14 protein-coding genes are annotated in these 14,651 nt (G+C 59.5%); 1 reads left to right on the top strand and 13 read right to left on the bottom strand.

Going from position 1 to position 14,651, the window contains the following annotated elements; all coding sequences use genetic code 11:
- Window positions 1–15: 15 nt before the first annotated feature.
- Genes RGR602_RS32780 through RGR602_RS32795 form a run of 4 tightly spaced genes read right to left on the bottom strand, consistent with a single transcriptional unit; the run spans window position 16 to window position 3,021 of the window.
- Window positions 16–783 carry an amino acid ABC transporter ATP-binding protein gene (locus tag RGR602_RS32780; RefSeq protein ID WP_040116085.1) on the bottom strand — a complete coding sequence of 256 codons (768 nt, stop codon included), beginning with the start codon at window positions 781–783 and terminating at the stop codon, window positions 16–18.
- A complete protein-coding gene (locus RGR602_RS32785) occupies window positions 780–1,538 on the bottom strand; it encodes an amino acid ABC transporter permease (RefSeq protein ID WP_040116086.1) in 759 nt (252 codons plus the stop codon). Before RGR602_RS32785 ends, RGR602_RS32780 begins: the two co-directional genes overlap by 4 nt.
- Window positions 1,535–2,242, bottom strand: coding sequence for an amino acid ABC transporter permease (locus tag RGR602_RS32790; RefSeq protein WP_040116087.1), 708 nt, complete (start codon window positions 2,240–2,242; stop codon window positions 1,535–1,537). The genes RGR602_RS32785 and RGR602_RS32790 overlap by 4 nt, the downstream gene beginning before the upstream one ends.
- Complete coding sequence (locus tag RGR602_RS32795; protein ID WP_040116088.1) at window positions 2,239–3,021, bottom strand: SDR family oxidoreductase; 783 nt, start codon at window positions 3,019–3,021, stop codon at window positions 2,239–2,241. The genes RGR602_RS32790 and RGR602_RS32795 overlap by 4 nt, the downstream gene beginning before the upstream one ends.
- Window positions 3,022–3,261: 240 nt before the next feature.
- Between RGR602_RS32795 and nac the strand changes: the two genes are divergently transcribed.
- Window positions 3,262–4,167: a nitrogen assimilation transcriptional regulator NAC gene (gene nac / locus RGR602_RS32800; protein ID WP_040116089.1), complete on the top strand. Its 906-nt coding sequence runs from the start codon at window positions 3,262–3,264 to the stop codon at window positions 4,165–4,167.
- 63 nt (window positions 4,168–4,230) lie between these two features.
- On the opposite strand, the gene RGR602_RS32805 is transcribed toward nac, so the two are convergent.
- The 9 genes from RGR602_RS32805 to RGR602_RS32845 all read right to left on the bottom strand — a co-directional run bounded on the left by RGR602_RS32805 (window position 4,231) and on the right by RGR602_RS32845 (window position 14,643).
- Window positions 4,231–5,442 (bottom strand): pyridoxal phosphate-dependent aminotransferase, encoded by a 1,212-nt coding sequence (locus RGR602_RS32805; protein WP_040116090.1) that lies wholly within the window; start codon window positions 5,440–5,442, stop codon window positions 4,231–4,233.
- Window positions 5,443–5,474: 32 nt separating this feature from the next.
- Window positions 5,475–6,242 carry a 5-oxoprolinase subunit PxpA gene (locus tag RGR602_RS32810; protein ID WP_040116091.1) on the bottom strand — a complete coding sequence of 256 codons (768 nt, stop codon included), beginning with the start codon at window positions 6,240–6,242 and terminating at the stop codon, window positions 5,475–5,477.
- A gap of 31 nt (window positions 6,243–6,273) precedes the next feature.
- Window positions 6,274–7,269: a 5-oxoprolinase subunit C family protein gene (locus tag RGR602_RS32815; RefSeq protein ID WP_040116092.1), complete on the bottom strand. Its 996-nt coding sequence runs from the start codon at window positions 7,267–7,269 to the stop codon at window positions 6,274–6,276.
- Complete coding sequence (gene pxpB / locus RGR602_RS32820) at window positions 7,266–7,973, bottom strand: 5-oxoprolinase subunit PxpB (RefSeq protein WP_040116093.1); 708 nt, start codon at window positions 7,971–7,973, stop codon at window positions 7,266–7,268. The genes RGR602_RS32815 and pxpB overlap by 4 nt, the downstream gene beginning before the upstream one ends.
- Window positions 7,970–8,392, bottom strand: a complete 423-nt coding sequence (locus RGR602_RS32825) for an acetyl-CoA carboxylase (protein ID WP_040116094.1) — start codon at window positions 8,390–8,392, stop codon at window positions 7,970–7,972. Before RGR602_RS32825 ends, pxpB begins: the two co-directional genes overlap by 4 nt.
- Window positions 8,389–9,780, bottom strand: a complete 1,392-nt coding sequence (gene accC / locus RGR602_RS32830) for an acetyl-CoA carboxylase biotin carboxylase subunit (protein ID WP_040116095.1) — start codon at window positions 9,778–9,780, stop codon at window positions 8,389–8,391. The genes RGR602_RS32825 and accC overlap by 4 nt, the downstream gene beginning before the upstream one ends.
- Window positions 9,780–10,223: an acetyl-CoA carboxylase biotin carboxyl carrier protein gene (locus RGR602_RS32835; protein ID WP_040116096.1), complete on the bottom strand. Its 444-nt coding sequence runs from the start codon at window positions 10,221–10,223 to the stop codon at window positions 9,780–9,782. Before RGR602_RS32835 ends, accC begins: the two co-directional genes overlap by 1 nt.
- 675 nt (window positions 10,224–10,898) lie before the next feature.
- Entirely contained in the window at window positions 10,899–11,945 is a 1,047-nt protein-coding gene (locus tag RGR602_RS32840; protein ID WP_210263401.1) for a Gfo/Idh/MocA family protein, read from the bottom strand.
- Window positions 11,946–12,441: 496 nt separating this feature from the next.
- A complete protein-coding gene (locus tag RGR602_RS32845; RefSeq protein ID WP_040116097.1) occupies window positions 12,442–14,643 on the bottom strand; it encodes an amylo-alpha-1,6-glucosidase in 2,202 nt (733 codons plus the stop codon).
- Window positions 14,644–14,651: the final 8 nt, after the last annotated feature.

Below are 14,651 nucleotides of genomic sequence, written 5' to 3' on the forward strand. Positions count from 1 at the left end.
GTTATGATGATTAGTTTAATGCCGTAGATCGGCCAGGAAGCGCTGGGCACGAGGATGGCGCGGGCTCTTGAAGAAGCCTTCGGGAGACGCCGTCTCAAGGATCTGCCCCGCGTCGATAAACCAGATGCGGTCTGCGACATCACGCGCGAAGCCCATTTCGTGGGTGACGCAGAGCATGGTCATGCCCTCGGCTGCCAGGCTTTTCATGACGCTCAGCACTTCGCCAACCATTTCCGGATCGAGCGCGCTCGTGGGTTCATCGAAGAGCATCACCGGCGGCTCCATGGCGAGTGCGCGGGCAATGGCGACGCGCTGCTGCTGTCCGCCAGACAATTGACCTGGATAGGAATGGGCCTTGTCGGCCAGACCAACACGGTCGAGAAGCTTGTTCGCCTTGTCGCGCGCCGCGTCGGGCGCAACACCCTTCACCCTGATCGGCGACATCGACACGTTGTCGAGCACCGACAGATGCGGAAAAAGATTGAAGCTCTGGAACACGAAGCCGATGCGGCTACGAAGAAGATTGAGTTCTTTCGCACGCATTGGCGCGTGAATATTGCGCCCCTCGAGTGTTATCGATCCGCTGCTGATCTCCTCAAGCCGGTTGATGGTGCGGATCAGCGTGGACTTTCCCGAACCAGACGGTCCGCATATGACCACGACCTCTCCCTGGGACACTTCGGCATCAATGTCCTTCAAGACCGGATAGTCGCCATAGCTCTTGCAGACATTCGAAAGGCGGATCGTCTGCAATTCCTGCGTCGATGGAATTGAAGTGCTCATAGCTGCTCCGATACGATTTTTGAGGTCGCAACCAAGGGTGCTGCGCGCAGGCTGGATGGACCGGCGCGCCGGCGCGCGATGCGCCGCTCGAGACGATTTGCGACGTGGGTCAGGCTCCAGCAGATTGCGTAGTAGACAATCGCGAGAATGAGGAACACCTGGAAAGGCTGCGTCAGAAGCTGGTTGTTGACCTGACTGGCCGCGAAGGTGAGATCCGGCACGTTGATCACATATCCGAGCGTCGTGTCCTTGATTGTGGAGACAAACGTCGAGATGATGCTCGGTATCATGTTGTAGAGCGCCTGCGGCAGGATGATGTAGCGCATCGCACCAAGGTAACTGTGTCCAAGCGCTCGAGCGGCTTCCATTTGGCCGTGCCCGAGCGCGACAATCCCCGCACGGACCACTTCACTCAAGAAGGCGCCCTGATAGACCACAAGCGTCGTGAGCATGGTCACGAAACTCGGAACATCCGCCCCAGTCCAGAGCGGGACGAGGAAATAGCTCCAAAGGATGAGCATCAACAAAGGTACGCCGCGCGTGACATAGACGAGAGCGGTGACTGGCCAGCGCAGCATCGGCCATTTCGACAACCTGGCCAACGCGAAAAGAATGCTGACAGGAAAAGCGAGAGCGATGCTGAGTGCCGAAAGGATGAGAGTATTGGCGAGCCCGCCCAGCGGCCCGTTTGGATACTGGCCGATCAACAGCAGCAGCCAGTAGTCTTTGATGATCGCGATGATGTCGTTGATCATGCGCGTGCACTCCGTGCAGGATCTGCGCGCATCGAGAGGTAGGCGCCGCCGGTCATGATCAGGAGCGAGAAAAAGAGATAGAGAACCGTGCCGACCAGGTAGATTTCGAATGTCCTGAAGCTCAAGTTCTCAATTTCCTTCACGGCATGCGTGAGCTCCGATGCGCCGATGACGAGAGCAAGGCTGCTATTCTTGAAGAGGGAAACGCTGTGGTTTATGAGCGGCGGCAGCGCATTGCGAACACCCTGCGGCATGATCACGAAACGCATCGCCGAGATATAACTGTGCCCAAGGGCCTTGGCGGCTTCCATCTGACCAGGATTGACGGAGCGCAGGCCAGAACGCAGATCCTCGCTGAAATAGGCGGCCTGGCAAAGTCCCAGTCCGATAATCGCAAAGATGGCTTCGGCATTGTGGCCGGCGAGCCAGGTTATCCACCCCTGCGGCATCAGCGTGAATATGCCGAAATACCAAAGCATGAGCTGGACGAGGGTAGGAACGTTCCTATGATAGGACACATAGGCGGCGACAACCGGATCACCGAACCGCAGCGGTGAAAAACGCAGGCCCAAAAACAAAAGCGCGAGCGTCATCGCCAGCAGCCACGAACCTATATAGATGACGAACGTCATTTCGATGCCGTGCAGAAGCATCTCGACGTATTCCGGATTGCTCAAGATTGCCGAAAGATCGAAGCCGCTCACCGCTTCGGCTCCCCGGATTTGCCCGCCTCGGGAAAAGTCTTTTCCGGCTTGGCCGTCTGCAAGCCGCCCATCACCTGAAGCGTCGGCGTGATCTCCATGTGGCCGATATTCACCGCGACAGGCGCGGCGATTGCGAATGCGATCGCCTCCGCGATGTCAGCGGCCTGAGGCAATTCGAAACCGTCGATGAAGCGCTCGCGGACGCTCGGATCATCGCCGTGGACGTGGTTAAAGATGTCCGTTGCGACGCGGCCGGGACAGATTTCCGTCACCCGCACGCGCTTGCCGAATGCGTCGATCCGCAACTGGTTCGACAACATGGCAACACCTGCCTTGACAGCATGATACGTTGAATTGCCGCCGAAATTGTAGTTGCCGGCGATCGAGGAGATGTTGATGACGTGTCCGCAATCGCGCGCCACCATTCCAGGCACGATCAGACGGCAAAGGTGCAGGACGGCACGAAGATTGACGTCGACCAGGAGATCGATATCTCCTTCGTCCGCTTCGAGGAACTTCTTCGGCCGGTCGACGCCGGCATTGTTGACCAGAATGTCGAATTGCACACGGTTCGCGAGATCGGCAATTGCCGCCCGATCAGTCACATCAATGACGTGCGCAATGCAGCCCGTGCGCTCGGCCAGCTCCTTCAGGGCTCCGGTGCTGCGAGCGATCGCATGCACTTCGAGATTCTCTCGGCAAAGCCGCTCTACGACTGCGGCACCAATGCCGGAGGAAGCGCCGGTGACCAATGCGGTCCTGTAATCGGAGAATGGCATTTTGATCCCCTTGTCGTTGCTGTGGACAATAACGGAGCTTTAACGCCCTGCCTAAGACCGATTACTTTTGGAGTAATAAGCAACTTTTATGGAGATCGGCGGGCGACGGACGGACGATCCAAAACACCGGAATTATCGCCTTTATTGAGGGTGAAGACGGCTTTCGTCCAGGGTCGCTTTGCAAAACAGGGGCGCGTCTGTAAACATGCTCCAGCGAAGATCACACAATGCCAATTCCCCATGGATATAAGACGCCTCAAATCCTTCATCGTCATCGTGGACAGCGGCAGCATCACGCGTGCGGCGGACATCCTGCATCTTGCCCAGCCGGCACTGAGCCAGCAACTGGCGGCACTTGAGGAACATTTCGGCCAGAAACTGCTGATCCGCAGCCAGCAGGGCGTCACCATGACCGACGCAGGCCATGCGGTCTACCGGCATGCCCAGATCATCCTGCGTCAGATGGAACAGGCGCAGGCAGACGCCGCGGCCGCCGGTAATTCGCTTGCAGGGCGCGTTTCCGTGGGGCTCGTGCCGTTCAGCAGCGCCGCCACGCTGTCTGTCGAACTCCTGGCCGAGACAAGAAAACGGCATCCCGGTATTCTGCTTCACCTGACCGAAAGCGTCGGCCAGACCTATAGTCAGATGATCATGAACGGCAGGCTGGAAATGGCCCTGATCCACGGGGTCGGCCCGATCAAGGGCGTCCGGTTCGAACCGATTCTGAGTGAAGAATTCTACCTCGTGGCACATCGCGACTTCGCCATCGAAGCGGATTCCAAACCCATTCCGGTTGGAGCGCTCGACGGATTGCCGATGCTGTTGCCGCCGATCTACAATTTCGTGCGCCGCGCGGTGGATACCGCATTCACGCGCAGTCGAATCAATCTCAAGGTCGTGGCGGAAGTCGAAATCGTGCGGACGCTCGCCCGCGCTGTAGGAACGGGCCTCGGAGCGACCATCATGCCGAAGGCCATTGCCGATCGCATCGTGTCGGAATCGAGCGAGCCTCTCGTTTGCCGGCTGCTCTCTCCCAGGCTCGAGGAAACGCTGTCACTTTGCACGTCCGATCAGAGTTCGCTGTCAGAGCCGGCATTCGCCGTCAAGGACATTCTCGTCGAACTGACCGGGCGGCTGAAACTTTAGAGCCCGCGAGCAGGACGAATGCCCTCCGGCCCGGCAACCGGACCGGAAGGCTGCGGTCACGAGTTAGCGCATATCCCCGCAGAACTGGGCGATGCGTGCGCAGCCCTCATTGAGCATTTCCATGCTTGTCGCGTAGGAAATGCGGAAATAGGGGCTCATGCCATAGGCGGCACCCTGTACAGTCGCGACGTGATGCTCGTCCACGAGCGCCATGACGAAATCGACGTCGGTCTCGATCTTGCGCCCGCCCTTCGTGGTCTTGCCGATCAATCCGGAGATGTTGGGATAGATGTAGAAGGCGCCGTCGGGCTTGTGGCAGCGCAGCCCTTCGATCTTCGCCAGCTGGCCGAGGACGAAATCGCGTCTTTCCCTGTAGATTGCCGCCCGCTCCTTGAGGAGATCTTGAGGCCCGTCCAGCGCGGCAATGGCCGCGGCCTGCGTGACGGTGGTGATCCCGCCACCATTTTGACCGTTGACGTTGCTGATCGCGGCGATCAGTTCCTTCGAACCGCTGGCGCAATACCCCAACCGCCAGCCCGTCATAGCATAGGCCTTGGAAACACCATTCATCGTCAGGACGCGATCGTAGAGACTGGGGTCAGCATCGGCGATTGTGCAAAACTCGAACTCACCATAGATCAGAAACTCGTAGATGTCGTCGGTGAGAATCCAGACCTGCGGATGACGGTGCATGACCTCCGCGATCGCGGCCATGTCTGCACGCGAGCAGGCCGCCCCTGTCGGATTGTTCGGGAAGTTCAGGATAAGCCACTTGGTGCGCGGCGTGATCGCCGCTTCGAGATCCTCGGGGCGCAGCTTGAAACCGGCCTGTTCGAAACACGGCACGGCCACCGGAATACCGCCGGCGAACTTGACGATATCGGCATAGCTGACCCACGACGGTGTGGGAATGACGACTTCATCGCCCGGATTGCAGGTCGCGAGCATCGCATTGAAGATCACCTGCTTGCCGCCGCCGGAAACGACGATCTGGCTGGCATTGTAATCAAGATTGTTGTCCCGCTTGAACTTCCTGCTGACCGCGGCCTTGAGCGCCGGCGTTCCATCCATCGGTGGATACTTGGTGTCGCCGCTGAGTGCTGCTGCATGGGCCGCCTCGATCGCATGAGCCGGCGTCGGAAAGTCCGGCTCCCCGGAGGAAAGGCTGACAACCTTGATGCCCCTGGCGGCCAGCTCCCTGGCACGTTGGGTCATGGCTGCGGAAGCGGAGATGGAAACGTTTTTTAGACGGTCGGCTATGGAAGACATCGACATGATCTTTCGGTGAGATGAACCGTAGGGCTCAATCAGGAAGCAAGTTCGGCCGCAGGCGCGAAGGTAGCGCCGGAAGCCTCCATTTCGCTGCGGATGATGCGGGCAAGCTCCAGCGCGCCGGGCGTATCGCTATGGACGAGGATCGATCGGGCCGTCATTGCGATGACAGTGCCGTCGATGGCCTCGACGGTACCGTCGGTCAGGAACTGGCGAACGCGCACCCGCACGGAGGCCTCGTCCTTGACCAGGGCGCCCGGCAGACCGCGCGCCACCAGCTTGCCACCGCCGTCATAGGCGCGGTCTGCCAAAAACAGCGCCAGCGTCTTGAGCCCGGCACGTTTCGCCGCCCTTTCGATTTCGCTCTTAGGAGAAACGAATACCACGAGGCGCGAGTCTACAGTGGAAATGGCATCCATCATCAGATCGGCGAGCACGGGATCGCGATTGACCATATTGCCCATGGCTGCATGAAAGCTGAAATGGCCGACGGTCACGCCTTCGCTCTTGGCGATCGCGCTCAGCGCGCCGAGCTGGTAGAGCATCTGCTGGCGAAGTTCATCCGGATGGAATGAAATCTCGCGCCGCCCGAAACCGGCCCGATCCGGAAGGCCTGGATGCGCACCGATGCCGACGCCGTTTTGTTTCGCAAGACGCACCATGCGCGCCATCGTGTCCGGGTCACCGCCGTGAAAGCCGCAGGCGATGTTGGCGGATGATACGATCTTCATCATCGCCTCGTCATCGCATAGCCGGTAAGGACCGAAACCTTCGCCCATGTCGGAATTCAGATCGAACTTCACCGCCTCCTCCTATTGAGCCGTTGAACTATCGTCATGCCATCGCCCTCAAAGCGCGCTTGACCATTTGTGACGTTCGCTGGACATCCTCGACATACCGGGCAACGGCCTGCTCAACGGCACGCGCTTCAGCATGCGTCGAGCGCACGAACCGCAGCCGGCTGCCCACGCGCGCCTGGCCGAGCCGCCACAGATCGCATTCGATGACTCCGGCGATTTTCGGATAGCCACCCGCCGTATTGGCGTCACTCATCTGAATGATCGGCTCCCCTTGAGGCGGCACCTGGATCACGCCCGGAACGACGCCATGGGAGCGCATCTCGATCGTCTTCGTGGGCTTGATTGGCTCCCCGGACAGACGATAGCCGGTGCGGTCGCTGCGAGAAGAAATATGCCAGATCTGGCTCCAGAAGGCGTCGCCATCTGAGACAAACAGCTCTTGCTCGCCGGCGGCTATCGCTCGGACCGGCAACGCGCCGTCGATGGGGGCGGGAAAGACATCGCCGAGCGCGACGGCCGGCGCAACGACGGCGATACCGTTGGCCGGCAGCGGGAGTTCATCAAGTGTTGAGCCGATTTCTATCCTGTCCCCATTGATGAGAGGACGCCCGGCATTGCCGCCGAATCCGCCCCGAAGCGCCGTGCTTCGCGAGCCCATGAGAACCGGTACATCAAGCCCTCCCCCGATCGCGATATAAGCGCGCGCCAGCGTCGGCGGCTGCTTCAGTTCGAGAACCTGGCCCGCCTCAGCGACATGCGTGCACCAGGCGAGCAGTTCCCTGCCATCGAGCACCAGTTGGCCGTCGGCGCCTGTTACGGCGAAGACGGTGTGCACGTCGAAGAGCAATTTGAATGGAAAGGTCTGCACCTCTATTGCCGCCGCATCTTCATCGTTGCCAACGAGGATGTTGCCGATCCTGACAGCGAACGGATCCATGGCGCCGCCGGCAGACACACCGATATCGCGATAGCCGGGGCGGCCAAGATCCTGCACCGTATTGAATGGGCCGGTTTCGACGATCTCGATCATAGCTCGATCCTTGCCGGCACGAAGCGCACGGTATCGCCCGGCGCCATCAGGGCCGGTATCGATGAAGCCGGATCGAACATCTGCAGTTGCGCATAGCCTATGGAGTTCCATCCATTCGGTCCGGTCAGCATCGCAACGCCCGTCTGCATTCCGCCAATCGTCACGCAGCCTTTCTCCATCCTCAACGATGGGACTGCCTTTCTGGGCATGCATATCCGGGGATCGAGGCCATGCAGATAGCCAAAGCCCGGGGCGCTGCCCAAGGCGAATACGCGATAGGTCGCTTCATAGTGAATGCGTACGACGTCCCGGTCGCTTAGTCCGGAAAACTCGCACAAGGCGGGAAGATCAGTCGCATATGGCCCGCCGTAGTGGACCGGAATTTCGATCGTCTTCCCCGCCAGATCGAGGCTTTGGGCATTATTCCATGCCTCCAGCAATCGGCTGACGACGATTTCGGGATCCTCGGGCGTCTCCTTGCAGATAGCCAGAAGATTGGTCATGCCGGGTATCACTTCCGCGATGTCCGCCCAACCCTTTACTGTTTGCGACAAAGCCCAGATCCATCGCTGGGAGGCAAGATCGAAATCGCCTGAAGTTTCAAGCAGGAAGGATCGCGCCCCAATGAAGGAGACCCGCGCCCGGCCTTTGGCGGCCGCGACGATTTCGCGTTGCGGCGAAAGGTTGTTCAATGTGGCAATCATGATTGCTGCTCGATTTCAAACAGGGGATCACCAAAACCGACTAGGGCATCGCGCTCTGAAAGCAGCCTAGTCAGCAAACCAGACCGGCCAGCGGTCATGGGAAGCAGGACGGAACCGATGCGGATGAAACCGATCACGTCTTTTTCGGAAACCTCATGCGGCAGTTGTTTGACGTCAACCGGTGCTGCGGGATGCGAGACGCAAAAGCGCCCCGCCATCGGCGCCTTGACGATCACTGACAGTGCCGCCGTCGGCTGCGCGTTTCCTGTCCGGGCGACTTGGATACCCTCTTCCTTCGAAACGACGATGCGAAGCTGTCCGCCCGGTTTGGAGATTTCCAGGCCGTCCACGCCGGCTGCCGTCAGCGCGTCCGTCAGGACTGCAATGGCCGCAGGATCGCTGAAGTCGATCGCGCTCATGTCGGCCTCCGCTGCTTGAGCCATTGCTCGAGGTAGTGGATATCCGTCTCGCCACGGATGAACGTCTCGTCCTCGAACAGCGCGCGCAGGAGTGGAAGGTTGGTAGCGATCCCTTCTACGCGTGTGGCAGCCAACGCCTCTCGCATTTTCGCCATCGCTTCCGCCCGGATCGGCGCATGCACGATGAGTTTGGCGATCAACGAGTCGTAATAGGGCGAAACCCGGTAGCCGGCATGGATATGGGTGTCGACGCGAATGCCTGGTCCTTCAGGCAACGCGAGATCAGCGATAATGCCGGCCGAAGGCAGGAAGCTGTCGGGATTCTCGGCGTTGATGCGGCATTCGAAAGAATGCCCCTCGCATCTCATGTCGTCCTGAAGCAAATCCAGGGGTTCCCCCTGCGCAACCCTTATCTGAGCATGGACGATATCGATGCCGCTGGTCATTTCTGTGACGGGATGTTCCACCTGCAGGCGCGTATTCATCTCGATGAAATAGAAGGCGCCATTTTCGTAGAGGAATTCGAAGGTTCCGACGCCTCGGTAGCCGATCTGCCGACAGGCTTCCGCGCAAGCCATCCCGACAGGCCGGATCGCATCCGGCGAAATCCCTGGCGCCGGCGCCTCCTCCACCACCTTCTGGTGACGGCGCTGCATCGAACAATCGCGCTGCCCGAGCCAGACGGCATTGCCTTGGGTGTCGCAAAGCACCTGGATCTCGATATGGCGAGGATGCTGGAGGTACTTCTCCATGTAGAGCACTGGGGATCCGAAGGCCTGACGGGCTTCCTCCCTGGTCAAGGTGATCGCCTCGTGCAGCGAGCAGGCCTCCGGGACGACGCGCATGCCTCTTCCGCCTCCGCCGCCGGCAGCCTTGATGATCACAGGATATCCGATTTCTTGCGCGATGCGCTCGATGGAAGCGGGATCATCGGGAAGCGACGCATCCGGGCCGGGCACGCAGGGCACGCCGGCGGCGATCATCGCCCGCTTAGCCGATATCTTGTCGCCCATGGTGGCAATCGATGAAGCTTCCGGACCGATGAAAACAAAGCCCGCCCTCTCGACAGCTTCGCAGAACGCAGCGTTTTCCGACAGGAAGCCATAGCCCGGATGGATGGCCCCCGCGCCGGTCAGACGCGCTGCCAGGAGGATCGCATCCTGATTGAGATAGCTCTTGGCCGCATTCGCGGGACCGATGCATAAAAAGCTCTCGGCGGTCTTGCCGTAAAGCGCCTGCCTGTCTGCCTCGGAACAGATGGCCACAGTCTTTAGGCCGAGTTCACTGCAGGCGCGCTGGATCCGTGCGGCGATCTCGCCCCGATTGGCGATCAGAACCGTATCGAAACCTTGCTTAGGAGATGCAGTGTTGTCGAGAGGCTCGGCCATTACGCAATCTCCGCCAGCACGTCGCCTGTCTCGACTTCTCCGCCGTCGACTTCGGTCAGTCGCGCAATGCGGCCGGCATGCGGCGCGGCAATTTTGTTGAAGACCTTCATCGCTTCGATGATGAAAAGGGTTTGTCCTTCCTCCACCACGTCGCCGACCTTGACGAACGGCTCCTGGCCTGGTGCAGGCGCCCGATGCAGGACGCCGAAGACAGGCGCCTTCACGGGGAAAGCCGAGGTCTCGGCAGTTGCCGAAGACGCATCGCGAGCGGACTCGATGGAACCAGCTGATGCCGCCTTCGGCGCTTGCGCCGCGCCCTGTGATGCTGCCTGACCGGGGGTCGTGAAGATCCGAACGGTGACGCCTTTTTCCGTCACCGTCAGCTCGCTAATGTTCGATCGCCCGACAAAAGCGATTAGCGTCTTTATCTTCGACAGGTCCATAAGCACACTCGGTATTCAAATTGCCTCAGCACGGTCCGCACAATTCAGACCGCGTTCGGCTGAATTCTTCGTAACACGATGACCTGCACGATGGGGTCAGAAGAACTTTTGATGGACGGCCTCAGTTCGCAAAGAAAGACGTTCAAGAGTGCTGCCGCGTCACGACCGACCTTTAGGCGTTCTTGCAGTTCTCTATGTGCGGCTGACGGCATGTAACTTGGCCGGACAGCGAACTGGGGAATGTCGAGCGACCGTCGATCAATGAGCACGCCGACACGGACTTTTGCGGCCGTGGGATTCCCGATGTAGATGCAGGCACGGATCAGAGCCCAAGCTCGAAAGGGTGGCGATCGACCGCCAAAGGCCAGCGCATCTTGGTTTCTGGAATCGTCTCAGGGTTTCGCCTTGATGGGGATCAGAAACCAGGGACACCTAACTCGAGGAGACGTTTTGATTTGCATATTCGAGTTGGCCCGCCATTGCGACATCACTAAAAATCCGCGTTACAAGGCCATAACGACGATGTCGTTACAGGCCCGCGACTTCCATGGCTCTCGGTTGAGCGGTTGAAGTGTCGCCCATTCCGAGCCTGTTGGCTTCGATGGAGATCTAATATCTGTCGCGCGACGAGCTGTTTTGCGTGGACCGTCTGTTGGCCCTGTGTCCACCTAGGGCTCAGGCGAGCATTTCGGAGACAGTGACCGTCCGATGCTCCCGGCCCGCCCGGGAGATCGCCAGCACCGTCGCGAGCGTTATCGCGCCATCTCGGGCGGAAATGAGCGGTTCGGCCTTGCCTTCGATCACATCGGCGAAATGGTCGAGCTGGTTTTCGTAGGCGCGGCTGCCGTCGAGGGTAACGTGCTGGCGCACCAGAGCATGCTGCCAGTGACCGGCTTCCGTCTCATGCCGCCAGATATCCATGCCTGGTATCGACAGCGTAGCCTTCGTGCCTGCAAGATGATAGGAATTTTCCGGTTGATGCGGAAAGTAGAGCGCTTGGCCGGCCGCCGTATCCCAGTTGAACGGCGATACGGCCGCATCGCTCATCAAAAGCGTCCCGAGAGCGCCGCCCGCGAAGCGGACGCTGACGCTCGCCGTGTCCTCGACTTCAAACGACCGTATGGCGTTGGACGTGAATGCCATGACCTCATTGATATCGCCGCAGATGAAGCGGAGGCAGTCGACGTCGTGGATGAGGTTGATGAGGAGCGGGCCGCCTCCCGGCAGGCGGCGCCACGCCACGTCGAAGTACGGAACCGGCTTGTCCGTCATCCACATGGCGTTGACCGCGACCAGTCGACCGAGCGCGCCGTCGCGAACGATCTGACGGGCCTTGGCGATATCCGGGCTGTGGCGGCGCTGATGACCGATGAGCACCGGCACGCCCGCCTTCTCGGCCTCCGTGACGAGCCGCATCGCGGCTTCGAGCGAGTCGGCGATCGGTTTTTCGACCATGCAGGGAACGTTGCGCTCGACGCATGCGAGCGCCGCTTCCACATGCAGGGCATTCGGCAGGGCGATGATGGCACCGTCTGGTTTCATCCGGTCAAGCATCTCGCGCACGTCCGTGAAAAACCGGGCGCTGAACTCGTCGGCGACGGCTTTCGCCGCCTCGGAGACGTCTGCGATGCCCACCAGCTCTACCCGGGGATTGGCGCGCAGCATCGCGGCATGTTCCCGCCCGATCAGCCCTGCTCCCATCAGCACGATTTTCTGCGACACGAAATTCGCTCCTTTGCTTGAGGGCGGACCGTCTCGCCTTGACGATCGCCCAAAGTTTCTCTGCGGTGGTCGTTGGGAAAGCCCAAAAAACGAAATGGGCCGGCATCTACTCGACCAGCACACCGATTCCCCGTGGAATTTACAGCCGCGCGCCGCCGCTGCAAGGTGGCCGGGCCAGACCGTTGGCTGTTGTTGCCGAAGCAGACTGGCTTGATCGCTTACTGACGCGACTTCGAGCGTTTGCGCGTGCGCCAGCAGACCAAAGCCGGGGTCCTCTCAAGCATCTTCGACGGAGACGTCAGCCAGAGAGCGATACCTGTCACTCGAGCCCGCGGTTCTAAAACACGACAGCGCAATCAAATGCGAACGCCGTTCGAAATCCTCGTAAAGTGAAATTCTTCCAAAACCTGATAAGGGCGTCCCATCAGTCTCGGCGAGCCTTTCGATTGCTGCTACGACCTTTTGGCGACGTTCTTCCTGAGGCCGTCGCCCTCTCTCATGCAGCCGTTAAAATCTTGACATCTCCCTTTCTGTCAAGCACATCGACCACCACATTTTCTCTGGAGCGGCGAATTGCAACGTCGATTGTTCCTTTGGGAATCGAAAGGTTCCTGAGGATCACTTCGTCGAGGAACGTCGGCAGCACTGGTTCATCGAAGGTCACCTGGGCCTCGATCGGGTCGAAGAGAATGCCGAGGCACGACTGTATTAACGACAGGGGGGCCGCCGCCGCCCAGGCCTGCGGCGCGCAAGCTACCGGATAGAAAGTCGGTCCTTGAGCGCGGCGACGAGGAAAGCCGCAGATCAGTTCGGGCAATCGCCTGAGATCGATGTAGCTCGCCGCGGCAAACAGCCCCTCGAGAATTTTGGCCGCCTCCCGCTTAAGTCCGTAACGCGCCATTCCGATCCCGATCAGCGCATTGTCGTGAGGCCAGATAGACCCGTTGTGATAGCTCATGGGATTGTAGCGCGCCTCAGTCGATGCCACTGTGCGTATTCCCCAACCAGGAAACGAAGTGCCACTCAAAAGCGTGCGGACGACGGCCGCGGCACGTCCCGGAAGCGCAAGGCCCGTCAGCAGGACATGTCCGGCATTGGATGTGCGCACGCGGCAGGGGCGTTTCGACCCATCGAGGGCCAGAACATACGTTTCCAATTCCTCGTCATAGAATGCAATGTCGAAGTTCTTCTGCAGGGCAACTGCGCGTGCCGTTAAGGCAACGGCGCGCGGGCGTTCGCCAAGTTTGCGGCAAAGCTCTGCTGCTGCCATAAAGGCACCATACGCATAGGCCTGCACTTCGGCGAGCGCGATCGGGCCAGTTGCCAAGGAGCCGTCGGCATGAAAAATGCTGTCTTGGCTGTCCTTCCAACCTTGGTTGATCAGCCCTTCGTGCGTCTGTCGGCCGTATTCAACGAAGCCGTCACCGTCGCGGTCGCCATGCTCGACGATCCAATCAAGGGCCGCCCGAATGTTTGGCCAGATACTTCTGATTGTTTCCAGGTCTCCGGTCCTTTTGAAGTACTCGCCAGCCAGGATTACAAACAGCGGTGTTGCGTCGACGCTGCCGTAATAGCGTCGAAACGGCACCTCCTTCAGCTCCGCCATTTCGCCGTAGCGTACTTCATGAAGAATTTTTCCCGGTTCGGCGTCGGCGATCGGATCAAATTCAGTGGCCTGATTGGCAGAGAGATGCCGCAGGACCCCATTGGCAATTGCCGGATCCAGCCATAATGTCTCGAGCGCCGTGATCAACGCGTCGCGTCCGAACACGGTGCTGAACCAAGGAATTCCGGCGTATGGATAAGGTCCTTCCGCCGTATCCGTGACGAGCATGTAGAGATCCGACATGCTGCGTTGGACCATTTCATTGAAAATGTCGTTTGATGAAATGATTGAAGCCGCTCGCTTCGATGAGGTGCGCAGCGCACGGCGGGCGTCACGCATGGCGATAAAGAATGGTTTCAAACCCGCTTTGTCCTCATCTGCGGGGTTGCAATCAATGCGCAGAAAAAAGGTCTGAGTCCTCTGCGGCTGCAGATCGAGCTCAAAACGGACTTTTCCTGCGCTCAGTTCGGCAGGCGGAGGCGAGAAGCTGATGCGTGTGACCCTTTTCCTGCCATCGAGACCGTCGTAGCTCAGGAAAATGGAATCACTGTTGACGATCGGGCTGCCGATCTTTCCCCGCCGGGCGCGGCTTGTACCACGCACTTCGAAAAGATCGGCGAAGTCTGCGCCAAAGGCGATCTCCAGGGAAACCGTATGTAGCACATCATCAAAATTGCGCACTGTCATTCGTTCATGCAGGCTCCCTTGCCACAGAAACCGCGATCTGCGGACATGGATCAGATCATGGGCGATCGCCAAGCGGTCGTGGTCGTAGAGATCTGTATTGGTTAGATCACAAGTCAACGTCGCATTGTCGTCCCTGAGCGACGACGACAGGAGAAGCGGGCGCTGTCCACCGACCGTCAGGTAGAGGTGGGAAAGATGCCGCGTGTCGCGATGAAACAGTCCCTCTGGACTGCCTGGGCCTGACAGAGCATCTCCGTTATGGTCGAAAACGCAAAACGTATCGCCATGTTTCAACGTGCGCGGCCGCCTCTCCTGCAAAGACGCAGCTGCAGGAATGAAGAACTGGACCGGAGGCCCGCCGCCCCGAACAGCGGGCGACGCGATCTCCTGACTATGCACCGGCATGACGGATC

Origin of the sequence: Rhizobium gallicum bv. gallicum R602sp (assembly GCF_000816845.1) — a bacterium.
GTDB classification, from domain to species: Bacteria; Pseudomonadota; Alphaproteobacteria; order Rhizobiales; family Rhizobiaceae; genus Rhizobium; species Rhizobium gallicum.

Excerpts from the sequence above, each read along its gene's own strand:
- RGR602_RS32795 (WP_040116088.1), bottom strand. The coding sequence starts at position 3,021 with ATGCCATTCTCCGATTACAGGACCGCATTGGTCACCGGCGCTTCCTCC.
- RGR602_RS32825 (WP_040116094.1), bottom strand. The coding sequence starts at position 8,392 with ATGAGCGCGATCGACTTCAGCGATCCTGCGGCCATTGCAGTCCTGACG.
- RGR602_RS32785 (WP_040116086.1), bottom strand. The coding sequence starts at position 1,538 with ATGATCAACGACATCATCGCGATCATCAAAGACTACTGGCTGCTGCTG.
- accC (WP_040116095.1), bottom strand. The coding sequence starts at position 9,780 with ATGGCCGAGCCTCTCGACAACACTGCATCTCCTAAGCAAGGTTTCGAT.
- RGR602_RS32835 (WP_040116096.1), bottom strand. The coding sequence starts at position 10,223 with ATGGACCTGTCGAAGATAAAGACGCTAATCGCTTTTGTCGGGCGATCG.
- RGR602_RS32845 (WP_040116097.1), bottom strand. The coding sequence starts at position 14,643 with ATGCCGGTGCATAGTCAGGAGATCGCGTCGCCCGCTGTTCGGGGCGGC.
- RGR602_RS32805 (WP_040116090.1), bottom strand. The coding sequence starts at position 5,442 with ATGTCGATGTCTTCCATAGCCGACCGTCTAAAAAACGTTTCCATCTCC.
- pxpB (WP_040116093.1), bottom strand. The coding sequence starts at position 7,973 with ATGATTGCCACATTGAACAACCTTTCGCCGCAACGCGAAATCGTCGCG.
- RGR602_RS32780 (WP_040116085.1), bottom strand. The coding sequence starts at position 783 with ATGAGCACTTCAATTCCATCGACGCAGGAATTGCAGACGATCCGCCTT.
- nac (WP_040116089.1), top strand. The coding sequence starts at position 3,262 with ATGGATATAAGACGCCTCAAATCCTTCATCGTCATCGTGGACAGCGGC.
- RGR602_RS32815 (WP_040116092.1), bottom strand. The coding sequence starts at position 7,269 with ATGATCGAGATCGTCGAAACCGGCCCATTCAATACGGTGCAGGATCTT.